The sequence below is a fragment of the Kitasatospora sp. NBC_00240 genome (assembly GCF_026342405.1).
Taxonomy (GTDB): domain Bacteria; phylum Actinomycetota; class Actinomycetes; order Streptomycetales; family Streptomycetaceae; genus Kitasatospora.
On the sequence record NZ_JAPEMU010000001.1, the window covers coordinates 2,731,179 to 2,756,820 of the forward strand.

The 25,642-nt window shown below is 73.2% G+C and carries 17 protein-coding genes and 2 pseudogenes; 6 read left to right on the forward strand and 13 right to left on the reverse strand.

Going from position 1 to position 25,642, the window contains the following annotated elements; all coding sequences use genetic code 11:
• Positions 1–179 precede the first annotated feature (179 nt).
• Complete coding sequence (locus OG689_RS11675; protein ID WP_266319940.1) at positions 180–1,868, forward strand: cellulose synthase catalytic subunit; 1,689 nt, start codon at positions 180–182, stop codon at positions 1,866–1,868.
• 15 nt (positions 1,869–1,883) lie between these two features.
• Positions 1,884–4,889, forward strand: a complete 3,006-nt coding sequence (locus OG689_RS11680; RefSeq protein ID WP_266319942.1) for an acyltransferase family protein — start codon at positions 1,884–1,886, stop codon at positions 4,887–4,889.
• A 197-nt stretch (positions 4,890–5,086) separates the two neighbouring features.
• On the opposite strand, the gene OG689_RS11685 is transcribed toward OG689_RS11680, so the two are convergent.
• The 6 genes and pseudogenes from OG689_RS11685 to OG689_RS44790 all read right to left on the reverse strand — a co-directional run bounded on the left by OG689_RS11685 (position 5,087) and on the right by OG689_RS44790 (position 12,419).
• Positions 5,087–5,287 (reverse strand): antitoxin, encoded by a 201-nt coding sequence (locus OG689_RS11685; RefSeq protein ID WP_266319962.1) that lies wholly within the window; start codon positions 5,285–5,287, stop codon positions 5,087–5,089.
• Between the two features lie 190 nt (positions 5,288–5,477).
• A complete protein-coding gene (locus OG689_RS11690; RefSeq protein ID WP_073922823.1) occupies positions 5,478–6,530 on the reverse strand; it encodes a LacI family DNA-binding transcriptional regulator in 1,053 nt (350 codons plus the stop codon).
• A 183-nt stretch (positions 6,531–6,713) separates the two neighbouring features.
• On the reverse strand, positions 6,714–7,286 hold the full coding sequence (locus OG689_RS11695; RefSeq protein WP_266319965.1) for a hypothetical protein: 573 nt from the start codon (positions 7,284–7,286) through the stop codon (positions 6,714–6,716).
• Positions 7,287–7,438: 152 nt separating this feature from the next.
• Positions 7,439–8,320: pseudogene (locus OG689_RS44780) on the reverse strand (DUF1996 domain-containing protein); the annotation flags it as partial.
• A gap of 90 nt (positions 8,321–8,410) precedes the next feature.
• Positions 8,411–8,833: pseudogene (locus OG689_RS44785) on the reverse strand (discoidin domain-containing protein); the annotation flags it as partial.
• A 109-nt stretch (positions 8,834–8,942) separates the two neighbouring features.
• Entirely contained in the window at positions 8,943–12,419 is a 3,477-nt protein-coding gene (locus tag OG689_RS44790) for a discoidin domain-containing protein (protein WP_323189276.1), read from the reverse strand.
• Between the two features lie 418 nt (positions 12,420–12,837).
• Between OG689_RS44790 and OG689_RS11720 the strand changes: the two genes are divergently transcribed.
• From OG689_RS11720 to OG689_RS11735, 4 genes are all read left to right on the forward strand, one after another.
• A complete protein-coding gene (locus OG689_RS11720) occupies positions 12,838–14,136 on the forward strand; it encodes an extracellular solute-binding protein (RefSeq protein WP_266319968.1) in 1,299 nt (432 codons plus the stop codon).
• Positions 14,137–14,239: 103 nt separating this feature from the next.
• Entirely contained in the window at positions 14,240–15,208 is a 969-nt protein-coding gene (locus OG689_RS11725) for a carbohydrate ABC transporter permease (protein ID WP_266319970.1), read from the forward strand.
• Positions 15,208–16,041 (forward strand): carbohydrate ABC transporter permease, encoded by an 834-nt coding sequence (locus OG689_RS11730; protein ID WP_266319971.1) that lies wholly within the window; start codon positions 15,208–15,210, stop codon positions 16,039–16,041. The genes OG689_RS11725 and OG689_RS11730 overlap by 1 nt, the downstream gene beginning before the upstream one ends.
• Positions 16,038–18,578: a glycoside hydrolase family 3 C-terminal domain-containing protein gene (locus OG689_RS11735; RefSeq protein WP_266319972.1), complete on the forward strand. Its 2,541-nt coding sequence runs from the start codon at positions 16,038–16,040 to the stop codon at positions 18,576–18,578. The genes OG689_RS11730 and OG689_RS11735 overlap by 4 nt, the downstream gene beginning before the upstream one ends.
• A 60-nt stretch (positions 18,579–18,638) precedes the next feature.
• On the opposite strand, the gene OG689_RS11740 is transcribed toward OG689_RS11735, so the two are convergent.
• The 7 genes from OG689_RS11740 to OG689_RS11770 form a co-directional block, all read right to left on the reverse strand.
• The gene (locus OG689_RS11740; RefSeq protein WP_266319974.1) at positions 18,639–19,457 is read right to left on the reverse strand and encodes a shikimate 5-dehydrogenase; all 819 of its coding nucleotides are present in this window, start codon (positions 19,455–19,457) and stop codon (positions 18,639–18,641) included.
• 153 nt (positions 19,458–19,610) lie between these two features.
• Positions 19,611–20,099 carry a DUF6328 family protein gene (locus OG689_RS11745; protein ID WP_266319976.1) on the reverse strand — a complete coding sequence of 163 codons (489 nt, stop codon included), beginning with the start codon at positions 20,097–20,099 and terminating at the stop codon, positions 19,611–19,613.
• 10 nt (positions 20,100–20,109) lie between these two features.
• Positions 20,110–21,000, reverse strand: a complete 891-nt coding sequence (locus OG689_RS11750; protein WP_266319978.1) for an SGNH/GDSL hydrolase family protein — start codon at positions 20,998–21,000, stop codon at positions 20,110–20,112.
• 199 nt (positions 21,001–21,199) lie between these two features.
• Positions 21,200–21,823 (reverse strand): GNAT family N-acetyltransferase, encoded by a 624-nt coding sequence (locus OG689_RS11755; protein ID WP_266319979.1) that lies wholly within the window; start codon positions 21,821–21,823, stop codon positions 21,200–21,202.
• A gap of 291 nt (positions 21,824–22,114) precedes the next feature.
• The gene (locus OG689_RS11760; protein WP_266319981.1) at positions 22,115–23,605 is read right to left on the reverse strand and encodes a GH1 family beta-glucosidase; all 1,491 of its coding nucleotides are present in this window, start codon (positions 23,603–23,605) and stop codon (positions 22,115–22,117) included.
• A 103-nt stretch (positions 23,606–23,708) separates the two neighbouring features.
• Positions 23,709–24,641, reverse strand: a complete 933-nt coding sequence (locus OG689_RS11765) for a carbohydrate ABC transporter permease (RefSeq protein WP_266319982.1) — start codon at positions 24,639–24,641, stop codon at positions 23,709–23,711.
• Positions 24,642–24,652: 11 nt separating this feature from the next.
• Positions 24,653–25,555 (reverse strand): carbohydrate ABC transporter permease, encoded by a 903-nt coding sequence (locus tag OG689_RS11770; RefSeq protein ID WP_229912910.1) that lies wholly within the window; start codon positions 25,553–25,555, stop codon positions 24,653–24,655.
• Positions 25,556–25,642: the final 87 nt, after the last annotated feature.

A 25,642-nucleotide genomic window follows, 5' to 3' on the forward strand; every position in this document is an offset into this window, starting at 1 on the left:
CTGTTCACCCCGGTGAGGCCTGCCGATCCCCCGCGCACCGGCCGGGCGCTGAAATGATCACCGCCGGCGCACGGCCGTGGCCGAATGCCGTCCGCCCCGCGACCGGTGGTCCAATGGTCTATACCAATTGCGGTACGGTTCCCCCAGGATGCTGTCGGACCAGCGGCTGTGGGGGCCCTATGACTGTCCATCACCTTCCTCAACCTCCCTCCGATCAGGAGCTCTACTGGTATTTCGGACCGCAGCGCCGCTGGGTGCTGATCTGCACCTCGCTGGCCTTCGTCTTCACCGCGGCGACCATGCTCACCTTCTCGCTGCGGACCCCGGCCCTCTGGGCCTTCCTCGCGGTCCTCGTGCTCAACCTCGCCGCGCTCGCCCTGTCCTCCGTCAACAGCCTGCGCCAGCGCCGGCTCACCCGGCAGTCGCACGAGGTGCTGGTGCACGCCTGGCAGCCGGCCGAACTGCCAGGCGTCGACCTCTACCTGCCGACCTGCGGCGAACCGCTCGACGTCCTGGAGAACGCCTACCGCGCCGTCTCGGCCGTCGACTGGCCGGACGCGCTGACCGTCTGGGTGCTGGACGACGGCGACCGCGCCGAGGTGGCCGACCTGGCCGCCCGGTACGGCTACGCGTACGTCGTACGGCCCGACCGCGGGCACCTCAAGAAGGCCGGCAACCTCAACCACGCGCTCACCCTGAGCTCGGCGGAGTTCATCGCCATCCTGGACGCCGACTTCGCGCCCCGGCCGGACTTCCTGCGGCACCTGGTGCCCTACTTCGCCGACCCCGGCACCGGCATCGTGCAGAGCCCGCAGTGCTTCGACACCGACGAGGCCATGAGCTGGATCCAGCGCGCCGCCGGCGCGGCCCAGGAGTGGTTCTTCCGCTGGATCCAGCCCTCCCGCGACGCCAGCGACGCCGCCATCTGCTGCGGCAGCAACGCCGTCTACCGGCGCGCCGCGATCGACGCCGCCGGCGGCTTCGCCAGGCTCGACCACAGCGAGGACCTGTTCACCGGACTCGCCCTGTACGAGCAGGGGTTCCGCACCCTGTACGTCCCGGTGCTGGTCGCCAAGGGCACCTCGCCGGACAACCTCGCCTCCTTCGTCAACCAGCAGTACCGCTGGGCGATGGGCAACCTGCACCTGCTCGGCACCCCCGAGCTCAAGCGGATCCGGGCGCCCTGGCGGATGCGACTCTGCTTCTACGAGGGCGTCGTCGGCTACCTGACCACGGCGGTCAACATCTTCGCGGCCCCGCTGCCGCCGCTGGTGATGATGTTCTGGTACCCGGACGAGATCCGGCCCTGGCACGTCCTGCCGCTGCTGGCCCCGCTCTGGCTCTGGCACGTCCTGCTGCCCCGGATCAGCCGGACCCGCTGGCGGGTCGAGGTGATCCGCTCCAACGTCCTGATGAGCGTGGCAGCCGGCGCCGCTTTCTGGCACACCTTGCGCGGCCGCAGCGCGGCCTGGGTGCCCACCGGTGCGGGCCGCGCGAGGCCCGGCGGGTTGGCCCGCCAGGTCGTCCTGGTCTCGCTCGCCTGGCTCTGCGCCTCGGTCGGCGCGGCCACGGTCGGGCTCGCGCTGGCCGTCGCCCGCAACGGCTGGGAGCCCAACTGGGGCCTCGGGCTGTACCTGGTGGTCCAGTGCCAGATCGGCGTCCCGCTGATCCGCGACCTGGCCGCCGAACTGCGGCCAGCCGCCCCGGCCCGCAGCTCCGCCCGGAAGGCCGCCCGAGCCGGGCGCCGGGCCGGCCGCGGCATGCTGCCCAGGCGCTGGCCGGAGGCCTCGGCCGCCACCGCCACCCTCGTCCTCACCGCCCTGCTCGCCTCCGGCTGGGTCAGCCCGATGCTGCCCTGGCTGGGTTGAAAGATGGTCACACCGATGTCCTCGACCGTGGTTCCGGAACTCGCTCCGCAGACCCTCACGCCCCCCGGCCCACCACCCGGCGGCGCCGGCTCCCCGGGCGCCGGCGCCGCCGCCCCCTCCTCCCGCCGCACCGGCTTCCGCCCCGACGTCGAGGGCCTGCGCGCGGTGGCCGTCCTCGCCGTGCTGGCCTTCCACGCCTCCGTCCCCGGCCTGGCCGGCGGCTTCGTCGGCGTCGACGTGTTCTTCGTCATCTCCGGCTACCTGATCACCGGCCTGCTGGTACGCGAGGCGGTCACCACCGGCCGGATCCGGCTCGGCGAGTTCTTCTCCCGCCGGGCCCGCCGGCTGCTGCCCTCCGCCGCCGTGGTGCTCGCCGCGGTCGCGCTGGCCGGCGCCTGGCTGACCGTCCCGCTGCGGCGCACCGACCTCGAGTACGACGTCCTCGCCGCGGCGCTGTCGGCGGCCAACTGGCGCTTCGTCGCGCAGCAGACCGACTACCTGGCGGCGGGCCGGGAGCAGAGCCCGCTGCTGCACTTCTGGTCGCTGGCGGTGGAGGAGCAGTTCTACCTGCTCTGGGCCCCGCTGCTCGCCGTGACCGTCCTCCTGGTGGCCCGGGCGGTCCGGCGGGGCCGGGCGGTCCGCTCGGCGGTGACGGTCGTCGCCGGCCTGCTCACCCTCGGCTCCTTCGCCCTGTCCCTGCACTGGACGCACGGCTCGGTCTCGCTGGCGTACCTCGGCACGCCCTCCCGGGGCTGGCAGTTCGGGGTGGGCGCGCTGCTGGCGCTGCTGCCCTGGCACCGGATGCGCGGGCCGCGCCCGCTCCGGCTGCTGTCCGGGTGGGCCGGGGCGGCGGCGATCGTCTGGTGCGTGCTGGAGTACGACGCCGGCACTCCCTACCCGGGGTACGCGGCGCTGGTGCCGACCCTCGGGGCGGCCGCGGTCGTCCTGGCGGGCACCCCGGACGCCGGGGCCGCCGACCCGGTGCGCGGCGGCCTCGGGGTCGGGCGGCTGCTGTCCGGCCGGGCGCCGCGCGCCGTCGGCCGGCTCTCCTACAACCTGTACCTGTGGCACTGGCCGGTGCTGGTGCTCGCCGAGGCCCGGCTCGGCGCCCTCGGCTGGCCGGCCAAGGCGGGGCTGACGCTGGCGGCCGCCCTGCCGGCCGCGGCCGCGCTGCGCTGGATCGAGCAGCCGCTGCGGCGCAACCGGACCATCGCCGAACTGCCTCGGCGAGGCCTGTCGTTGGGGGTGGCAGCGGTGGTCGTCCCGGTGGTGCTGGCGCTGGTCGTCGGCACCGGGACGCTCCGGCTGCTCGGCCCGGCCGCCCCGGTCGACATGCTCGGCCTGCCGCCCGGCTCGCCGGACGGCACCTCGCTGCTGGCCCGCACCGCCGTCCCGCTCAAGGCCGGCCCGGCCGTCCCCGACCCGGCGCAGGCCCGCAAGGACTTCCCGCCGGACGGCGAGTGCGAGGTGGCCCCGGCCGTGACGGCCGGCCCGGCCTGCCTGTTCGGCCCGGCCGGCGCAGCGGACCGGATCGTCCTGCTCGGCGACTCGCACGCCGGCCAGTGGTTCTCCCCGATGCTGGCCGTCGCGGCCGAACGTCACTGGGGCCTGGAGGAGTTGGTCAAGCAGGGCTGCCCGCTGGCGGAGATACCGGTGGTCAACCCGCAGTTGGGACGCGAGTACCGGGAGTGCGACACCTGGCGGGCGAACAGCCTGGCCAGGCTGCAGAGCGGGCCGAAGCCCAGGCTGATCGTGATCGCCTCGCTCAACCGCTACACCGACGACCGGCAACTCCTCGCCCAGGGCTGGGAGAAGACGCTGACACCGCTGCGCGCCCTCGGCGTGCCGATCGTCTACGTCGAGGACACCCCGATACCCGGCCGGGACGTCCCGGCCTGCGTCTCCGGGCACATCGCCGACCCGGCCGCCTGCGAGTTCGACCGCGGCCGCGCGCACTGGCCGGACCCGCTCGCGGAGGCGATCGCGGCCGGCCGGATGCCCGGTGTGCGGTCCGTGGAGGTGAACTCGGTGCTCTGCCCCGGGGCGGGGCGCAGCTGCCCGGCGGTGCTGGAGCGGATCCTGCTCTACCGCGACGACGCGCACCTGACGAACGTCGCCGCCGTCGTCCTCACTCCCCGGCTGGAGCGGCTGCTGGTCGAGGCCGGCCTGGTGCCCGCGCGGAGCGAGCCGGGCGGCGACGGCTGGACGCAGCTGCTGCGGGACGACTTCGACGGCCCGGCGGGCAGCCGCCCCTCGGCCGCGAACTGGCAGTACGACCTGGGCACCTGCTACCCGGGCTGCCCGGCCGCCCGATGGGGCACCGGCGAGGTGGAGACGATGACCGACTCCACCGCCAACGTCCGGCTGGACGGCAAGGGCGCCCTGGAGATCGTGCCCACCCTGGAGGGCGGCCGGTGGAGCTCGGGGCGGATCGAGTCCCGGCGCGCCGACTTCGCCGCCCCGCCCGGCGGGGTGCTGCGGATCGAGGCCTCGATCGCCCTGCCCGACGTGACCGGGCCGGCCGCGGCGGGCTACTGGCCGGCCTTCTGGACCCTCGGGGCCGGGCTGCGGGACGGCTTCACCGGCTGGCCGGCGACGGGTGAGCTGGACGTGATGGAGTCGGTGAACGGCCGGGACTCCGTGTTCGGGACGATGCACTGCGGCACCCTGGACGGCGGCCCCTGCCAGGAGCCGAAGGGGCTCGGCTCGGGCGAGTCCGCCTGCCCGGACTGCCGGACGGGCTTCCACACCTACGCGGTGGAGGTGGACCGGACGGCCGGCGCCGAGCAGGTGCGCTGGTACCTGGACGGCCGGGAGTTCCACCGGGTGCGGGCCGACCGGATGGACGCCGCGACCTGGGACCGCGCGGTGAACCAGGGGCAGTTCCTGATCCTGAACGTGGCGGTCGGCGGCAACCTGCCCGCCGCGTTCGGCGGTGTGCCGGGGGCGGCCACCGAGCCGGGGCACCCGATGCGGGTGGGTTACGTCGCCGTCTCGGCGCGGGGCGGCGCCCGGCCGTGACGAGGCGCTCCTGACCGGGCGCTCCTGACCCGCTCCCCCGGACGCTTCCTTGCTCCCGGGGGGCGGGACGGCGCGTTCGGGGGGCGGGTGAGTGCGGGGGCCGGTGGGACCGGTCCGGGCGCCACTCGGCCCCCGCCGGCCGGGCCGGCGGGGGGAACGGGTGGGTGCGGTGCCTCGGGGCACCGGTGACCCGGCCGTCAGGGCTGCGGCGGCTGGTCCTCGCCGGGCATCGACTGGTTGCCGAGCTGGTCGTTGATCTTCTGCTGGGCGGTGTCGACATGGCCGCTGTACTTGCCGCCGGTCTTCTCGTCGATCATGTCGCCGCCCTTGTCCACCCCCTTCTGCACGGTGTCCTCGTGCCCCTTCATCATGCTTTTGAGCTTGTCGAGCATGGACATGGTGTGACCTCCGTGTTCGGTGACCAACTACGTCCATGGTCGGCACCCCGCCCGGAAACGGCATCCCGGCAGCCCACGCGCACCCGCCGCCGGTCCGCCCCCGGCGGCCACGATCACCTCGCTGACCTGTACTTTCCCCAGGATCACGGCCCCGCCGGCCCGGGCTGCCGGGCTTCGGCCGCCACCGGGCTCAGGCGGACTGCCGGACCACCAGCGAGGGCTCGAAGATCACCGAGGTGGCGCCGCGCTCGGGACGCGCGATGTGGTCGAGCAGGATGCGGGTCATCTCGGCGGCCATCTCCTCCACCGGCTGGCGCACGGTGGTCAGCAGCGGCCGGCCGGCGGTGGCCGCGCTGCTGTCGTCGAAGCCCACCACCGCGACGTCCTCCGGGACCCGCCGCCCGTGGTCGCGCAGCACCGCCAGCGCGCCCTGGGCCATCAGGTCGTTGGCGGCGAAGACGCCGTCCGTGTCCGGGTGCTCGATCAGCAGCCGGGTGATCGCGCGCTCGCCGCCGGCCTGGGTGAAGTCCGCCTCGGCGTGCGGCAGGTAGGGCAGGCCGTGGCGGGCCATCGCGTCGTGGAAGCCGGCCAGCCGGTCCCGGGCGGCCCGGACGCCGGAGGGGCCGGCGATGGTCACCACCCGGCGGCAGCCCCGGGCGTGCAGGTGGTCGGCGGCCAGCCGGCCGCCGTCGCGGTTGGCGAGGTCGACGCAGCTGATCGGCAGCGGGCGGTCGGGGCGGCCGAACAGCACCGCGGGGACGCCGGCCTCCAGCAGCAGGGCGGGCATCGGGTCGTCGGCGTGGGTGGAGACCACCATCGCGCCGTCCGCGTTGCCCTGCCGCAGGTAGGCGAGGGCCTGCTCGCGGGCCTCGGGGGCGTCGGCGAGCATCAGCACGGGGTGCAGCCCCTGCGGCCGCAGGGCGGTGAAGACCCCGCTGACCACCCGGCCGAAGAAGGGGTCGGTGAAGACCTCGCCGCCGGCCGGCCCGTCCGCCTCGGCGCCCGAACCGGAGACGACCAGCGCGAGGGACCCGGCCCGCCGGGTGACCAGGGAACGGGCGGCCCCGTTGGGGACGTAGCCGGTGCTGGCGATGGCCAGCCGGACGCTCTCCTGGATGGCGGGATCGACGTTGCGGATGCCGTTGATGACCCGGGAGACGGTGGCCCGGGAGACGCCCGCGACCCGGGCCACGTCCTCCAGAGTGGTGGAGCGGTTGACGGCGGACCGGAGGACTTCGCTCATGGTGTCTTTATAGCACCTGGGAGAGCGCTCTATCCATCAAACCCACAGCTCGGAGCCGCCCCACCGGCCTTTCCCGGCCCGGCCCTGAGGCCGCCGGGGCCCGTTCGGGCCCCGGAACACACCATCGGAACGGACTCGGAACGCCGCCGGAGCACCGCCGGCCCTTCCGGGAAACGTTTCCCGTCACGGCGCGTGCTCCTTCCAGCAGATCATCACCGTGGTCGCGACCGTCACCGAGACGTTCGCCCGCGACCGCGGCGGCCTGCCGAAACGCTCCGGCAGCCGGTGCACGTCGACCGTCAGCACCGAGCCGTCCCGGAGGACCACCGTCGAGCCGTCCGCCTGGGTGTAGGCCGCGTCGCCGAGACCCGTCACGGGCGTCACCGGGCCGGCGCTGCCGCGCAGGCCCTCGAAGTGCGCGCCGGCGGTGGCCCGGTCGGCCAGCTCCTTCACCGTGATCAGCAGCGGGCCCTCGGCGTACGGGTAGGTGCAGGTGTACAGGTGCTGGGCCCAGGTGCCGGCGGGCGGGGTGGCCGGCTCGGTGCCGAAGGCCCCGGCCAGCTGCGTCGGCACGCTGCCGGCGCAGACCATCAGGGAGGCCGGCGAGGGACCGAGATCGACCGCGGCGGAGGTCCGCGGCCCCGGTGGGGCGGCGGCCGGGCCCGGCGCGGGCGGCGCGGCGCAGGCCGCGGCGGCCAGGGTCAGCAGGAGAGCGGCGGCGGACCGCGGCAGCGGGCGGCTCGGGCGGGTGGGCATACGGTCCTCCGCGGCGGGGAACGACGGGCCAGGGGCGGGCGGGCCCGGGAGAACGAGGGGAATGCAGGGCGACGGCCGGGTACGGCCGTGCCCGTGACCGGCCCCGCCGGAGCGGGGACGGCCACGGGCACGGGATCACGAGATCCGGACCGTCAGGGCAGCAGGTACTGCGCGTTGAGCACGGCGCCCTTGGCGGGCTGGTTCTCGTCGTAGCCGCGCGGGTCGCACTGGAGACCACCGACGATGCAGTGGTTCACCATCGCGGCGAGCGTGGGCGCCTCCCAGGCGTTGAAGAAGTCGTAGTGGAAGGAGAATCCCCGTCCACTGGACAGGTGGAGCTGCGACATGTTCGCGGTGTTGACCGGGAAGGCCACCTTGAACTCGATCATCGGCAGCGCCACCGGGTGGGTGGCCGGGCAGACCCCGCCGACCGGGTAGGCCATGTGGCTCTTGTGGTCGGGGGTGTCCAGGTAGAGCCCGTTCCAGCAGCTGGGCGCCTGGTAGCGGACGCCGACCTGGCCGCCGCCGGGGCAGTCGACCGGCAGGTCGCTGCTGTGGTAGCTGGTGCCGCACTCCCAGCCGGCGACGTAGCCGGGGTCGGTGGCGAACTGGGTGGCGGTGGCCGACGGGCTGCCGACCACGAAGCGCAGGCCCGGCGGGAACGGCCGCACGCTGGTGTAGTCGTTCACCGAGCTCTTGTAGTAGATGGTCTGCAGGCCGACCGGGTTGACCAGGGTCGACCCGTCGTACATGGAGGGCATCCAGTACCCGGAGCGGTCGGCGGGGGCCAGGCAGCTGCTGGCGCTGGTGTTGAGCGAGGCCAGCGACGAGGCGGCGTTGGTGTTGGTGGCTCCCATGAACGTGTGCATGTGGGAGGCACCGGCCTGGCCGGGGAACACGATCGGGTCGTCCGGCAGGTTGTGGGACGCCGTGCAGTTCGCCTGGAACTCGTGGAAGTACGCGTGCGGCGGGTTAGCGGTCGACGGGGTGACCCCGGTGACCTGCGGGTTGGCGGGCACGTAGCCGCCGGTCGGGGTGCTCACCTGGCCGAACACCTTGAACTCCAGCAGCGAGTACCCGTACTGGGTGCCGCGGGCGGTGGCGTACATCCGGATGTAGCGGCCGCTGCCGGTGACGTTGAGGTTCTGCACGCCGCCGGTGGCGTTGGCGGTGGAGTAGACCGTCGTCCAGTTGCTGGCGTCCGGGGACACCTGGAGCTGGAAGGCCTTGGCGTAGGCCGCCTCCCAGTCCAGCTCGACCTTGCTGACGGCGGCGGTGCCGCCGAGGTCGATCTGGATCCAGGACGGGTCGGTCCAGGTGCTCGCCCAGCGGGTGTTGAGGTCGTTGTCGACGACCGCCCCGGCGGGGAAGTTCAGGCTCTCGATGGACGAGGCCGTCACCGGGCGGGACGCCGAGATCAGCGGGTCGCCGGCCGCGGCGGCCTGCTGGGCCGTGCCGGAGAGGCCGGTGAGGGCGAGGACGGCGGCGAAGGCCACCGCGAGGGACGTGCGGCGCGGTCGGCCGCGGGACAGGAAGCGGGGTCGCATCGGACCTCCAGGTCGAACGGATGGGTGGGGGCCCTCGGGGCCGGGAGGAGTGGGGTTCGCCCCGGCCCCGAGGGAGTCTGGACCAGGCGCCGCACCGGGCCGTCAGGGCCTAGGCGTAGACGCCGAACTCGTAGAGCGAGTCGCCGTAGGCGGTCCCCCGCTGGGTGATGTTCACCCGGACGTAGCGGCCGCTGCCGGCGACGTCGAAGTCGTCGATGCCGCCGGTCCCGGTGGTGGTGGACCAGACGGTCGTCCAGTTGGTGCCGTCGTTGGAGGTCTGGATCTGGTACGCCTTGCCGTAGGCGCCCTCCCAGCCCAGCTGGATGTGCTTGAAGGTGGTGACGGCGCCGAGGTCGACCCGGATCCACTGCGGGTCGGCCCACTCGCTGGCCCAACGGGTGCCCCAGTTGCCGTCGGTGGCGTTGTTCGCCGGGTACGGCGCGCCGTTGCCGACCGCCTGGAAGGTCGAGGCGGTGGTCGGCTTGTTCAGCGCCACGTTCGTCCCGTTGACCACCGGGGCCACCACGCGGAAGGACTTGGTCTCGATGCCCACGTTGCCGTGGCCGTCGTAGGCGTAGACGTAGACCTTGTACACGCCCAGGTTCTTCGGGGCGGTCGCGGTGAACCGGCCGTCGGCGGTCTGGACGAACTTGACCTGGTCGAACCCGGTGCCGCCGCCCGCGTACTTGGCGCAGTAGAGCAGCTGGTAGCGGATCAGGTCGCCGTTCGGGTCGGTCGTGGTGGTGCTGATGGTGAACGTGCCGCCGGCCGGGACGCTCGCGGTGTTGCTCAGCGTCATGTCGGAGATCACCGGAGGCGTGTTGGTGCCCACGTCGCCGTTGTAGTCCTTGGCCACCGAGTAGAAGCTGAGGCGCTTCCAGCCGGCCGGCACGGTGTTGTACCAGACGCCGCCGAAGTCGTTCTCGGTGCCGTAGTGGAAGACCGTGGCGCCGAGCGCGACGCCCTGGTGGCCGGTGATGCAGCCCCAGTTGGACAGGTAGGCGTCACGCTTCTTGATGTCCGAGGGCTCGGTGGGCACGCCGTTGGCGTCGTTCGGGACCTCCCACTCACCGTCCTCGCCGGACTCGGTGATGATGTACGGCTTGGTGTAGCCGCCGGCGATCCAGTCGGCCTTGACGTTGCAGACCGAGCCGTAGGAGTTGACGGCCAGCAGGTCCAGGCTCGGGGTGTAGTCCTTGTAGTACTTCCACGCCGCGGTGTAGGCGTCGGTGGAGGTCACCGGGTGGTTGGTGTCGATGGCGTGGATCGCCTGGGTGACCCGCTCGACGTACTTGGCGTACGCGACCCGCTGCTGCTCGACCGTGGTGCCGTTGTAGGTGTGGTCCTGGGTGGTGAGGATGACCTCGTTGCCCACGTCCCACATCAGCACACCGGGGTGGTTCCTGTAGGTGGTCACCCACTGCTTGATCTGCTCGATCGTGCTGTCCATGTACGCGGTGTCGTTGACGTAGTCCGCGCCCTGGTTCAGCCAGAACCCGTTGACGACCTTGATCCCGTGCGCGGCGGCGGTGTCCAGCAGCGGCTTGCTGCCGGCGTCGGTGCCCCAGGTGCGCAGGGTGTTGACGCCCATCGCCTTGAGCTCACGGACGTGCGCGTCGACGGTGGTGTTCGCCGGGCCCCAGGTGATGCCCTTGACCTGGTACGGCGCGCCGTTCACGGTCAGCGCCCAGTTGCCCTGGCCCCCGGTCACCTTGACGGTGGAGCCGCCGGTCGGGACGGCCGGGTCGGTCAGCGGCGCCGGGGCGTTGCCGGTGGTGGTGGAGACCGTCACCTTGTCGATGCTCAGCGCGCCGCCGGACGTGGTGCTCGCGGTCGGCGAGGTGCAGTTGCAGTTCCCGTTCGGGAACCCGCCGCCGATGCCGAGGTTGAACACCAGGTAGAAGCCGTGGTGCACGGCCGCGTCCCAGGTGGAGACGCCGACCTGGGACTCGCTGACCTGCCAGACCTGACGGCCGTCGAGGTACCAGCGGATCTGCTCGTCCGAGGTGGTGCGGTCCAGGATCTGCGAGTACGTGTGGTAGTCGCTCTGGCAGCCGGTGCAGCTGGCCAGCCCGCTGGTCATGCCGTTGTACTCGTTGCAGTTGCCGCCGGGGGCGGTACCGCAGTGCAGGGTGGTGGAGAGCTGGCTGCGGCCGTTGACGTTCTCCAGGATGTCCGACTCGCCGGCGCCCGGCCAGACGGTGAAGTTGCCGCGGTTGCCGGCGCCCATCGCGCGGAACGACGGCCAGTAGCCGGTGCCGTCGGCGACGTTCGGCTGCTTGACCGTCGCGGAGATCTGGAGCTGGCCACCGGCCGGGGCGGCGAAGTCGGAGCGCTGGCTCTCGACCCGGCCCGACGTCCAGGCGTCGCCGTTCTTCAGCGCGGTGAGGTTGAGCGCGCCGTTGCCGTTGAGCGAGACGTTGGCGGGCGCGTTGGTGTTCGTCTGCACCTCGCTGGTGCCCCAGTTGGCCGGACCGCCCGGGTAGGAGGTGCCGGTCTGGGTGATCCAGTTCGCGGCGGACGGCGCGGTGCCGGCGTTGCCCGTGAAGTCCTCGTTGAACACCGTGGTCCAGTTGCCCGGCGGCGGGGTCACCGGCGGGGTGGTGGGCGGCGTGGTCGGCGTGGTCGGCGGGGTGGTGGGCGGCGTGGTCGGGTCACCGCCGGTGCGGACCTGCAGCTCCCAGAGCGAGTAGCCGTAGCCGGTGGCGCGGGCGGTGCCGTTCATCCGCACGTAGCGGGCGGTGCCGGAGACGGCGAGCGTCTCGGTGCCGCCGGCGCCGGTGGTGGTGGAGTACGCGGTGGTCCAGTTCGTCCCGTCGGTGGAGAGCTGGATCTGGTACGCCTTGCCGTACGCGGACTCCCAGTTCAGCACGACCTGGCAGACCGGCTGGGCCGAGCCGAGGTCGACCTGGATCCACTGCGGGTCGGTGTTGGCGCTCGACCAGCGGGTGCCGGTGTTGCCGTCGACGGCGTTGGCGGCCGTGGTGCCGTAGTTCTCCTCGCTCGACGCGGTGGCCGGGCGACCCTGGGCGGCGTTGGTCGTGCCGCAGCCGGCGGTGGCCGCGCTGCCGAAGACCTGGAACTCCCAGAGCGAGTAGCCGTAGCCGGTGGCCCGGGCGGTGCCGTTCATCCGCACGTAGCGGGCGGTGCCGGAGACGGCGAGCGTCTCGGTGCCGCCGGCGCCGGTGGTGGTGGAGTACGCGGTGGTCCAGTTCGTCCCGTCGGTGGAGAGCTGGATCTGGTACGCCTTGCCGTACGCGGACTCCCAGTTCAGCACGACCTGGCCGATCGCGGCCGGGCTGCCGAGGTCGACCTGGATCCACTGCGGGTCGGTGTTGGCGCTCGACCAGCGGGTGCCGGTGTTGCCGTCGACGGCGTTGGCGGCCGTGGTGCCGTAGTTCTCCTCCGAGGAGGCGGTCACCGGCTTGCCCTGGGACAGCAGAACGGGCGCGGCCTGGGCGCGGCTCGTGGGAACGAACAGCATCAGGGCCGCGACCAGGGCTGCCGCGACGGTCGCGGCCACCGCTCGCCACCCGGGTGACGAGCGTTCGGGGCCGGCGGCTGTCCGGACGGGTGGTGCGAGCATGGGGGACTCTCCTGACGAGACGGTGGGGGGGAGGACCGGAAACACCGGCCTTCGGCCGCAGCCGGTCCGGGAGGGGTGGTCGGACGGCTGGGTCGGGTCGGGCTCCCATCGCTGGGAGAGCGCTCTCGCAGTGGTTGAGATAGTTGCGCCCACGTTTCCGTCGTGTCAAGCCCTCTGCATACATCGCCGCCGGACCCTGCCGCCCGGACAAAGGCGCAGTACTGGTGTGGTGTTGAGCGCCACCTCTTGACTTTGCCTGTTCCAGGGGCCAGGCTCCAGGCCGTGGGAGAGCGCTCTCCGCTCCGCTCCACAGGTGCTCCGACCGGCACCGCTCCCGGAGCGGCGCGCTCTCCCTGCCCGCCGCTCAGCCCCTCCCCCTCACCCGTCAGGCCCAGCGCCGTCCTCGCAAGGAGTCACCATGCCCACCTTCCGTACCGGTCCGAGAACCCGGCTCCTCGGCGCGGCAGCCGCGCTCACCGCCCTGCTGGCCGTGACCGGCTGTTCCAGCGGCGGCGGGAGCCAGGCGCAGGACGACCCGAACGAGAAGATCACCCTGACGGTCAACCTCTTCTCCGACTTCGGGTACGCGGACCTCTACAAGCAGTACGAGCAGCAGCACCCCAACATCACCATCAAGGAGAACCGCGCCGACATGGGCGCGCACCACCAGAACCTGCAGGCCCACCTGCTCGCCGGCTCCGGCACCGCCGACGTCGAGGCGATCGAGATCGGCCAGGTCGCCGGGTTCCAGGCGCAGGCGTCCAAGTTCGTCAACTTCCTGGAGAACGGCGTCGACGCCGCCCAGTGGGTGCCCTCCAAGACCGCGCCCGCCTCCAGCGCCGACGGCAAGGTGCTCTTCGGCCTCGGCACCGACATGGGCGGCATGGCGCTCTGCTACCGCAGCGACCTGTTCAAGGCCGCCGGCCTGCCCACCGACCGGGACCAGGTCTCGGCGCTGCTCACCGACTGGAAGGCCTACGCCGCCACCGGGAAGAAGTTCCTGGCCGACAGCCCCAACAAGGACGTCCGCTGGTTCGACAGCGGCGGCAACCTGTTCAGCGCCGTCATCGCCCAGGCCCCGACCGGCTTCTACGACGCCGCCGGCAAGCCCGTGGTGAACGACAACCCGGCCGTCCGGCAGGCCTTCGACCTGGTGGCCGGCGCGATCAAGGACGGCGAGTCGGCCGGCATCCAGGCCTTCACCCCCGCCTGGGACACCGGGTTCCAGAAGAGCCAGTTCGCCACCGTCGCCTGCCCGGCCTGGATGAGCTACCAGTTCAAGGCCAACCCGCCCACCGACGGCGGCACCTGGGACATGGCCCGGATCCCCGGCGGCGGCGGCAACTGGGGCGGCTCGTACCTCTCGGTGCCCAGGTCCGGCAAGCACACCAAGGCCGCCACCGAGCTGGCCAAGTGGCTCACCGCGCCCGAGCAGGAGGGCAAGCTCTTCACCGAGAAGGGCTACTTCCCCTCCGACCAGGCCCTGTGGAGCCGGCCCGACATCGCCGACCACACCGACCCGCTGTTCAACAACGCGCCCACCGGCAAGATCTTCTCCCAGTCCGCCAAGGACCTGAAGCCGCAGCCGCTCGGCGCGCACGGCGCCGAGATCGGCACCGCCCTCGGCAACGCCCTCACCTCGATCGAGCAGGGCAAGACCGACGCCGACGGGGCCTGGAAGAAGGCCCTCGCGGACGTCGGCAACATCGTCGGCTGACCGCCCGCCGCGAACGGCGCCACCTCACACCCCGAGACCCGCGGTGCCGGCGTGGATCTGACACCACGCCGGCACCGCGCCACCCTCCAAGGAGCACACCCAGATGGCTGCGTCCGTCTCCGCCGGCCGGAGCGCCCGGGCCGCCCGCGCACCCGTGGCGGCCCACCGTCGGCACCGGCTCGACCGCACCCTCTCGCCGTACCTCTACATCGCGCCGTTCTTCCTGGTGTTCGCGGGCTTCGGGCTCTTCCCGATGCTCTACACCGGGTACGTGTCGATGACCAACTGGCGGGTCGACGTCCCCGGCAGCCAGGGGCAGTGGGTCGGGCTGGAGAACTACCGCAAGCTGCTGGACGACCCGTTCTTCCTCAACGCGCTGAAGAACACCGTCGGCATCGGCGTGCTCTCCACCGTTCCGCAGCTGCTGCTCGCGCTCGTCCTCGCGCACCTGCTGAACTACCGGATGCGCGGGCGGACGCTGTTTCGGCTCGGCGTCCTGCTGCCCAACGTCACCTCGGTCGCCGCCGTCACCCTGATCTTCGTCCAACTCTTCGGCCGTGACTACGGGTTGATCAACTGGACGCTCGGCCTGTTCGGCGTCGAGCACATCGACTGGCAGGCCGGCACGCTCTCCTCCTGGACGGCCATCTCCGCCATCGTCACCTGGCGCTGGACGGGCTACAACGCCCTGATCTTCCTCGCCGCGATGCAGGCCGTGCCGTTCGAGCTGTACGAGGCCGCCGCCATCGACGGGGCGAGCCGCTGGCGGCAGTTCCGCTCGATCACCGTCCCGATGCTCCGCCCGACGATCCTGTTCTCGGTGATCGTCTCCACCATCGGCGCGCTCCAGCTGTTCGGCGAGCCGATGCTCTTCGGCCAGCAGCAGGACCCGACCACCGGCGGCTCCCAGCACCAGTTCCAGACCCTCGCGCTGTACTCCTACAACCAGTTCTGGGGCCGCTTCAAGTACGGCTACGGCGCGGCCGTCTCCTGGGCGATGTTCCTGCTGATCGTCGTGATCGTCGCCGCCAACCTGATCGCCGCCCGCCGGATGAAGGGACTGGACGCCTGATGAGCCGCAACCGCCAACTCTCCGCGGGCCGGGGCGTGTACGCCTTCCTCGGCGCCGCCGTGGCGCTCTCGGTGTTCCCGCTCTACTGGACGCTGGTCGCCGCCTCGCGCAACAACACCGACATCCACAGCGTGCCGCCGATCCTGCTGCCGGGCGCCAACCTGCTGCACAACATCGGCCAGGCCTTCAGCCGGACCGACATGGGCCTGGCCCTGCTGAACTCGCTGATCGTCTCCTCGCTGGTCACCGCGAGCGTGGTGCTCACCTCGACCTTCGGCGGCTTCGCCTTCGCCAAACTGCCGTTCCGGGGCAGCAGGCCGCTGCTGGCCGGCGTGGTGGCGACCATGATGGTGCCGACCCAGCTGGGCATCATCCCGCTCTACATCATGATGGCCAACTGGCTGCACTGGGCGGACCACCTGCAGGCCCTGATCGTGCCGGCCGCCGCCAACGCCTTCGGCCTGTTCTTCATGCGCCAGTACCTGGTCACCTCGCTGCCGGACGAACTCCTCGACGCCGGCCGGATCGACGGCTGCACCACCCGCGGCCTGGTCCGGCACATCGTGCTGCCGACCGCCCGCCCGGCGATGAGCGTGCTCGGCATGCTGACCTTCATGGCCACCTGGAACGACTTCTACTGGCCCAAGGTCGTGATGACCCAGCAGAACCCCACCATCCAGCTCACCCTCTCCGAACTGGCCAGCGGCTACATCAAGGACTACTCCCTCGTCCTCACCGGCGCACTCGTCGCCAGCCTCCCCGTCATCGCGGTCTTCCTGCTGATGGGGCGCCAGATCATCGACGGAATCATGCAGGGAGCGACGAAGGGATGACCGACATCCGCACCACCGCCGACACCGCCACGGACCGGGGCCCGGCCCCCGCCGCCCCCGACCTGGCCCCGGCTGCCCCGAAGGCGGCCGCCCTGGACGCGGCCGCCCTGGCCCTGGACCTGGACCGCAAGGCCGCGCTGGTCTCCGGCGGCGGCACCTTCCGCACCAGCGCGGAACCCGCCCTGGGCCTGCGGCCGATCATCACCTCGGACGGGCCGGTCGGCGTCCGCGGCGAGCGCTGGGACGAGTCGGACACCGCGCTCGCGCTGCCCTCCGTCACCGCGATGGCCGCCGGCTGGGACGAGGACCTCGTCCGCGAACTGGGCGCCCTGCTCGCCGCCGAGGCCCGCCGCAAAGGCGTCGACATGCTGCTCGCCCCCACCCTCAACCTGCACCGGTCCCCGCTCGCCGGGCGGCACTTCGAATGCTTCTCCGAGGACCCGCTGCTCACCGGCCGGATCGGCGCGGCCTACATCGAGGGCGTGCAGAGCGGCGGGGTCGCGGCCACCGCCAAGCACTACGTCGCCAACGACTCGGAGACCGAACGGCTCACCCTGGACGCCCGGGTGGACGAGCGGACCCTGCGCGAGGTCTACCTGGCCCCCTTCGAGGCCGCCGTCCGGGCCGGGGTGTGGGCCGTGATGTCCGCCTACAACCGGGTCAACGGCGAGTCGATGAGCGAGAGTTCGCTGCTCGCCGAGCCGCTGAAGGGCGAGTGGGGCTTCGACGGCCTGGTGGTCTCCGACTGGGGCGCGATCCGCAACACCGCCCCCTCCGGCTCCGCCGGCGTCGACCTCGCCATGCCCGGCCCGAACGAGCACTGGGCCGCGGCCCTGGCCGAGGCCGTCCGGTCCGGCCTGGTGAGCGAGGCCGCCCTGGACGACAAGGTCCGCCGGCTGCTCCGGCTGGCCGGCCGGGTCTGCGCGCTCGACGGCCCGGCCACGGAGTCCGCCCCGGCCCCGACACCGGCCGACGACACGACCCGCGGACTGCTCCGCCGGGCGGCCGCGGCCGCCGCCGTGCTGCTGCACAACCGGGACGCCGTCCTGCCGCTGGACGCCAAGGCGCTGCGCCGGGTGGCCGTGATCGGCCCGAACGCCGCCACCGCCCGGGTACAGGGCGGCGGCAGCGCGGCGGTCTTCCCCGCCTCGGTGGTCTCCCCGCTGGAGGGCATCCGGGCCGCACTGCCCGACGGCGTCCTGGTCGGGCACGCCGCCGGGGTACGGACGGCGCTGCGGCCGACACCGCTGGAGCAGGCCGACTGCCGCCACCCGGGGACCGGCGAACCCGGCCTGCTGGCCCGCTACCTGGACGCCGACGGCCGGGAACTGCACCGCGAGCACCGGCCGAGCGGCCGGGTGCTGGAGCCTTCGGAGGGCGCCGGGCTCGACTCCTTCGGGGCGGTCGAGGTCAGCACCGTGTTCCGGGCGCCCACCGCCGGCCGCTGGCGGATCGGCGTGGTCGGCCTCGGCCGGATCGTGCTGGAGGCCGACGGCGCCGTGCTGCTGGACGCGTACGTGCCCGCCGAGTCCGACGACCCGACCTACCTGCACGTGGCACCCTCCTTCCGGCAGGTCGAACTTGAGCTGACGGCCGGCCAGGAGGTGGCCCTGCGGGCCCGGCGGACCGCCGAGGCGGCGCACGGCCGGGTGATCGTGCTCGCCGCCGACCCGCCGGTCGCCGCCGAGGCCGCCGAGCTGGCGGCCGCGGTGGAACTCGCCCGGGGCGCCGACGCCGTGGTCGTCGTGGTGGGCACCACCGACGAGCACGAGAGCGAGGGCTTCGACCGCACCACCCTGCGGCTGCCGGGCGGCCAGGACGCCCTGGTCTCGGCGGTCGCGGCGGCCAACCCGGCCACCGTGGTGGTGGTCAACACGGGCGGCCCGGTGCTGCTGCCCTGGCGCGAGGAGGTGGCGGCGGTGCTGCTCGGCTGGTTCCCCGGCCAGGAGGGCGGCGACGGGCTGGCCGACGTGCTGTTCGGCCGGGCCGAGCCGGGCGGGCGGCTGCCGACCAGCTGGCCGGCCGAGGAACGGGACGCGCCGGTGCTCGACACCACCCCGCAGGGCGGCGTGCTCGCCTACACGGAGGGGCTGCACATCGGCTACCGGGGCTGGCTGCGGGCCGGGGAGCGCCCGGCGTACTGGTTCGGGCACGGGCTCGGGTACGGCGCCTGGGAGTACCTGGGGCTGGCGGTGCCCGAACTCGTGGCGCAGGGGGCCGGGTTCTTTGTCCGGGTGGCGCTGCGCAACACCGGCACCCGCAGCTCGCGCGAGGTGGTGCAGGTCTACCTGGCGCGGCCCGGCAGCGGGGTGGAGCGGCCGGTGCGCTGGCTGGCCGGCTTCGCGGCCGTCCGGGCCGAGCCGGGGCAGCGGGTCGAGGTGGACGTGCCGGTGGACGGGCGGGCCCTGCAGCACTGGTCGGTGGAGGACGGGCGCTGGCTCGGGGAGCCCGGCGGGTTCACCGTGCTGGCCGGGCCGTCCAGCGGCGAGCTGCCGCTGACCGCCGCGGTGCGGCTGGCCGGGCCGGCCGGCAGGTAGGGCGGGTGGGGCCTGCGGGCGGCGGGACACCGCCCGCAGGCCCCGGCCCCGTCCCGGCCGTCAGTCCCGGGCCTGGGCCGCCGCGCGCTCGACCAGCTCCCGGTCGGGGCGCACCCCGGTGTAGCGGACGAACTGCTCCAACCCCTGCCGCACCAGCACCTCGTGTCCGCTGATCACCTGCCGGCCGAGTGCGCGGGCCCGGCGGACCAGCGGTGTCTCCACCGGCAGCGCGACCACGTCGAAGACGGTCGTCGCGGCCTCCACGGTCGCGGGCTCGAAGGAAAGGTCCTCCGCCTCGGGGCCGCCGCGCATGCCGATCGGCGTCACGTTGACGATCAGGTCGGCCCGCAGGCCGCCCACGTCGGAGCGCCAGGACCAGCCCTGCGCCTCGGCCAGGGCACGGCCGGCCGGCTCGTTGCGGGCGACCACCGTGCCGGAGCGGTACCCGGCGTCGCCGAGCGCGCCGGCCACGGCCTTGGCCATGCCGCCACTGCCACGGACCGCGACGGTGGCGTCCAGCGGCACCCGGTGGACCTCCAGCAGCTGGGCGACGGCGAGGTAGTCGGTGTTGCAGGCCCGCAGGACCCCGTCGTCGTTGACGATCGTGTTGACCGAGCGGATCGCCGCCGCCGACGGGTCCAGCTCGTCGACCAGCGCGATCACCTCCTCCTTGAACGGCATGGAGATCGCGCAGCCCCGGATGCCCAGCGCCCGGACCCCGCCGATCGCCGCCGGCAGGTCGGTGGTGGTGAAGGCCTTGTAGAGGTAGTCCAGGCCGAGTTCCCGGAAGAGGAAGTTGTGGAACCTGGTGCCGAAGTTGCCGGGCCGCGCGGCCAGCGACATGCACAGCCGGGTGTCCTTGCTGATCTGCGTGGTCATGGCCGGTCGTCCTCTTCCCGTCGTGCGGCGTACTGCGGCGAACCGCCGTGCCGGACACCGCAGCCCGGCATCACCTCCCCACCCTGCCCGACCGGGCGGGGCGGTACCAGCACCTCCCCCGCCCCCGCGCCGACCGTCCGGGGCGAGCGCCGTTCACCGCTGTCGCTGGGTCCACGGCAGGACGAACCAGAGGCCCGCGAACATCAGCCCCGTGAGCGCGGTGATCACCGCGGCCGGTACGGATCCGAGCACCACGTCGGTGATCAGCAGCACGGCGCCGCTGAGCGCCAGCGCCAGGAAGAGCAGGCCCGCCTCGGCCAGCCGCGAGGAGAGCGCGACGATCCGGCGCTTGGCCCCCCGGTGGAACAGCCCGCGGTGCAGCGCGACCGGGGTGGCCAGCACCGCCGAGGCGACCACGGTGAGCAGCAGCGTGGTGACGTAGACGCCGGTCTGGAAGTCGTCGAGCTGCGGGAACCGGCTGGTGAAGGCCAGACCCAGCAGGAAGGCGAAGACGATCTGCACGCCGGTCTGGACGACCCGGAGTTCCTGGAGCAGTTCGACCAGGTTGCGGTCGGCCCGCTCGTCGGGCGTCTCGTGACGCTCGACGTCCGGGCCCCGGTCCGGTTCCGGCTCCGTCGGCACCTGACCGAGCCTACCGGCCGACGCCCGCGTGGACGGGGACCGACAGCAGGGTCGGCAGCATCTTCCGCGCGTACTCGGCGTAGCCCCGGGGCGAGGGGTGCACACCGTCGGGGCCGAACAGCTCGGCGGCCCGGTCGCGGAACTCGTCCACCGCCGAGGGCCCGATCAGCGCCCCGGCCCGTACCGCCGCCCTGGTCTGCAGGCGGGCCAGCCGGCGGGCCCGGCGGGAGGCGACGGCGCGGACCGGTGACCGGAAGCCCGGTGCCCCGCCCGGGTCGGCGCAGGGCACCACGACGATCTCCCAGCCGGCCGCGCCCAGCCCGTCGAGCACCCGGGCGAACCGCCGGGCGGCCCGGCCGACGGGGGCCGGCAGCATGGTGTCGTTGCTGCCGACGATGATCACGGCGAGCCCGGGCCGCAGCGTCCCGGCCCGGGCCACCTGCTGGTGCAGGGTGCGGGTGGTGGCGCCGGCCCTGGCCAGGACGCGCAGGTTCACCGGGCGCCCGCCGCGGTCGGCGAGGCCCTGGGCCAGCAGGGCGCCGAGCGTCTCCTCCCGGGTGCCCGCGCCGACGCTCCTGGCCAGCGAGTCGCCGAGCATCAGCAGGGTCAGCGGGGCGCCGTCGGCCGGCCCGTAGCGTCCGTCGGCCATCGGCGCGGCCCAGCTGCGCGGCGGGTTCGACATCAGGACGGAGGTGTAGAGCCGGGCCGCGAGCAGCCGCAACCGGCGTCGGCGCCGCCTCAGCGGTCCGGCGGGCCGCCGCGGGCCGCGGCCGGGCGCCGGGACGCGGGCCGCGGGCCGGCCGTCCGGTGGGGTGGGGCGGGGTACGGCGGACACCGGGTCGCCCCAGGGCTCGCGTACGGCAGGCCGGCGGGCGGCTTCGCGGTCCCCGGTGATCTTCACGGGAGGTGATGCTGGCGCACGGCCTGCACGCCGCGCAAACCCCGCCACCCCAATGGCCCAACCCCCGGTCCGGCCCGGGTCGGCGGGCGGGACCGGGGGTCGGCCGGTCCGGGGTCGGGCCGGTCAGGGGCACGAGTCGGACGGGGGCACGAGTCGGACGGGGCTCGGGCCCGGCGCCGTCACTCGCCGGACGGCCGGATCAGGGCGCGGTCGAGCGGCCCAGGTAGGTCAGCACGCCCGGGTCGGGCACCGGAACGACATGGAAGCCGGTGCGGTCGTAGAAGGCCCGGGCGCCGGTGTTGGCGCTCACCATCCCGAGGTGGACCTGACCCGCGCCGGCCCGGTGCAGGGCGGCGAGCAGCCGCTCGATCAGCAGCCGGCCGAAGCCCCGTCCCTGGTACTCCGGCAGCAGGTCGATGTGCAGGTGGGCGGGGTAGTCGGCCAGCTCGGGGAGGATCATCCGCTCGGGGTTGTGCAACAGCATGGCCATCAGCTCGTCACCGTCGGCCGGCTCCCCCGCCGGCGGCGGGTAGCGGTGGCCGACCCGGGGGAGCCAGCGCTCGCGGAGCTCGGTGACGAAGCGGGCGGTGTCGGAGGTGCCGAGCACGTACCCGACGGCGGTGCCTCGGCCGTCGTCCAGGACGAAGGCGAGGCCGGGTTCGAGTTCCAGGTACGGCCCGGCGAAGTTGTCCGGGAGCACCTGCTCGTTCTTGTACAGGCCGGTGGCGTCGCCGCCGGCCTCGGCGGTGCGGACGCAGATGTCGTAGACGGCCTCGCGGTCGGCCGGGCGGTACGGGCGGATCGTCGGTTGCGGGTTCTCCATCGAGTGTCCTCTCCTTCGAGTCCTGCGGCTTCGGCGGCGCTCGCCGCTCCGAACGCCCTCGACCCGCCGGGGCCGGACGGACGAGCGGACGAGCGGACGAGCGGACGAGCGGACGAGCGGACGAGCGGACGACTGAACGGATGAACGGTCGAACAGCTGAACGGCCGGACCGGGCCCGCCGTGCCCGGACGGCGACGGGCCGGGCACGGCAGACCCTCGGCTGCCGTGCCCGGCCCCGCGGCGGGGGCGGTGTCCCCTTCGCCCCCGCCGCCTTCCCGGCGGCGGCCCGTGTCAGGACGGGCTGTCCACCTGGGGGATCGAGTTGCTCCGCACGGTCCGCGCGTACCAGCGGGCGCTGGCCTTGGGGATCCGGAGCTGGGTGGCGTAGTCGACGTACACGGCCCCGAAACGGCGGCTGTAGCCGTACGACCATTCGAAGTTGTCCAGCAGGGACCACAGGAAGTAGCCCCGGACGTCGGCGCCGTCCGCGATGGCCCGGTGCACGGCGGCCAGGTGGCGGTGGACGTAGTCGATCCGGCGCGGGTCGAGCACCTCGCCCTCGGCGTTGACGGTGTCCTCGAACGCGGCGCCGTTCTCGGTGATCATCAGCGGCAGGCCCGGGTGGCGCCGGGAGACGTCGGTGATCAGGTCGTACAGGCCGCTCGGGTCGATCGCCCAGTTCATGGCGGTGAGTTCGCCGGGCGGCAGGTGGAAGACGACCTGCTCGGAGCCGGGCCAGGGCGAGTGGTCGCTGGCGCCGTGGGCGTCGTTCTTCGCGGCCTCGCCGGGGGCGAGCTCCTCGCCCTCGGCCGGGGCCGACACCAGGGTCGGGCTGTAGTAGTTGATGCCGAGGACGTCGATCGGCGCGCCGATCACGGCCTCGTCACCGGGCTGCACCAGGGTGTCCCAGTCGACCAGGTGGGCGGTGTCGGCCCGCAGGTCGGCCGGGTAGCCGCCCTCCAGGATCGGGCCGGTGAAGACCCGGTTGCCGACGGCGTCGATCCGCCGGGCCGCGTCGAGGTCGGCCGGGGAGCCGGTCAGGGCGCGGACCTGGTGCAGGTTGAGGGTGACGGAGACCTTGGCGTCGGACGGCAGTTCGGCGCGCAGGGCGGCCACCGCCCGGCCGTGGGCGAGGTTGAGGTGGTGGGCGGCGCGCAGGGCGTCGGCGGGGTCGGTGCGGCCGGGGGCGTGCACGCCGGAGCCGTAGCCGAGGAAGGCGCTGCACCACGGCTCGTTCAGGGTGGTCCAGAACTTGACCTTGTCGCCGAGCGCGCGGGCCGCGATCGCCGCGTACTCGCCGAAGCGCTCGGCGGTCTCGCGGACCGTCCAGCCGCCGAGGTCCTCCAAGTCCTGCGGGAGGTCCCAGTGGTAGAGGGTGGCGACCGGTTCGATACCGGCCGCGAGGAGCTCGTCCACCAGGGCGCGGTAGAAGTCGAGGCCGCGCTCCACCGCCGGCCCCCGGCCGGTGGGCTGCACCCGGGGCCAGGAGATCGAGAAGCGGTAGGCCTTGAGGCCCAACTCGGCCATCAGAGCGACGTCTTCGCGGAACCGGTGGTAGTGGTCGGTGGCCACGTCGCCGGTGTCGCCCTGGTGCGTCTTGCCAGGGGTGTGGCTGAAGGTGTCCCAGATCGACGGGGTGCGGCCGTCCTCCGCGGCCGCGCCCTCGATCTGGTAGGCCGCGGTGGCGGAGCCCCAGAGGAAGGTGCTCGGGAAGGTCAACTGTCCTTCCTGGGAGCTGGTTTCGGCCGGGCGGTGCGGGGCGGATGAGGACACGGGTGTCATCGGGGGACGCTCCAGATGTGCGAGGAAGAGAGGCAGCGGGGAGGGTGGCGGGCGGGGCGGCGGCGGAGGAGCCGCCGGCCCCGCCCGGCCGGGGTGCCGGGGCTCAGCCCTTGACGGCGCCCTGGGTGATCCCGCCGACGATGTGCTTGCCGAACAGGACGAACACGAGCAGCAGGGGTAGCGTGCCGATCAGCGCGCCGGCCATGATGATCGACCAGTCGGTGGACCATCCGGTGCCGAGCCCGGCGAGGGCGACCTGCACGGTCGGGTTGGAGGAGCCGTTCATCGCGATGATCGGCCACAGGAAGTCGTTCCAGGACTGGACGAAGGTCAGCATACCGAGCACCGCCATCGCGGGGCGGGCGATCGGCACCACGACGTGCCACACCACCCGCAGCGAGTTGGCGCCGTCCATCCGGGCGGCCTCCAACAGCTCCGAGGGCAGTGCCTGGACCAGGAACTGACGCATGAAGAAGACACCGAAGGCGGTCACCAGCGAGGGCAGGATCAGCGCGCTCAGGTGGTTGCCCTGGCCGAGGTTCTTCATCAGGATGAACAGCGGCACCACGCTCAGCTGGGCCGGCACCGCGAGGGTCGCGATCACCAGGCCCATCATCGCGCCCCGGCCGGGGAACTGGAGCTTGGCGAAGGCGAATCCGGCCAGCAGCGAGAAGCTGACCGTGCCGATCGTGACGGACCCGGCGACCAGCGTGGAGTTGAGCAGCGCCACGCCCATGCCCCGGCCGCCGGCGTTGTGCCAGACGTAGGACAGGTTCTTGAACAGGTTGCCGCCCGGGACCATCGGCGGCGGGGTGGAGACCACGGCGTGGGCGTCGGTGGAGGCCGCGACCAGGGTCCAGTACAGCGGGAACAGCGAGGCGAGCGCCACCAGGACCAGGACGACGTAGGTCAGCGGGCCGGCATGGTGCTGGCGGCCCGCGCCCTTCCGCGCGGAGCGGAGGCGACGCCGTGGCGCCTGGGCCTGGGCGTCCTGGTCCGCGGTGCGGACCGGAGCGGCCGGGTGTACGGCGGTCATGGTTCCTCCTCTCACTGCGACTTGCGCAGGCGGCGGGCGATCAGGGCGTTGACGAGGCCGATCAGCAGCAGCAGCGCGAACATCGTCCAGGCGATGGCGGAGGCGCGGCCGAGCATGCTGTTGCGGAATCCCTGGTCGTACATGAAGACCCCGAGGGTCTCGTACTGGTGGGCGGTGCCGCCCTGGTGGCCGCTCTGGCCGCCGAACAGGAAGGGCTCGCCGAAGAGCTGGGTGGCCCCGATGGTCGAGACGACGACCGTGAAGAGGATCGTCGGCCGCAGCGCGGGGACGGTCACGTGCAGGAACTGCTTCCAGCGGGAGGCGCCGTCCAGGGCCGCGGCCTCGTACAGATCGCCCGGCACGGCCTGCATCGCGGCGAGGAAGATCAGGGCGTTGTAGCCGGTCCAGCGCCAGGTGACGATCAGCGAGATGGCCAGCTGGGAGGTCCACTCACCCGCCTCCCAGGCCACCGGGTCGACCCCGAACAGGCCGAGGAACCAGTTCGCCATCCCGCTCTCCGGGCTGAAGATCAGCGCGAACACCAGGGTGGCGGCGGCGACCGAGGTCGCGTACGGCGCGAGCAGGGCCGTCCGGAAGAAGGAGCTGGCGCGGAGCTTGTAGTTGAGCAGGTGGGCCAGGCCGATGGCGATCATCAGCTGCGGCACCGTGGACAGGATGCCGAGCGTGAAGGTGTTGCCCAGGGCGTTCCAGAAGAAGTGGCTGGGCGGCCCGGTGAAGAGGTCGGTGTAGTTCTTCAGCCCGACCCACTTCGCCTGGTCGACGTTGTAGAGGCTCACCTGGTGCAGCGACAGCCAGCCGGTGTAGAGCAGGGGGAAGAGCCCGAACGCCGCGAAGACCAGGAAGAACGGCGACACGAAGGCGTAGGGCGAGCCCTTGGTGTCCCAGCGGTACAGACGGCTGCGCCAGGCCTGGCGCCGTTCGTCCTTCGGCGGTACGGGGTGGGGTCGGTCCGGCGTCGCGGAGCCTGGGTCGCTCCCGCG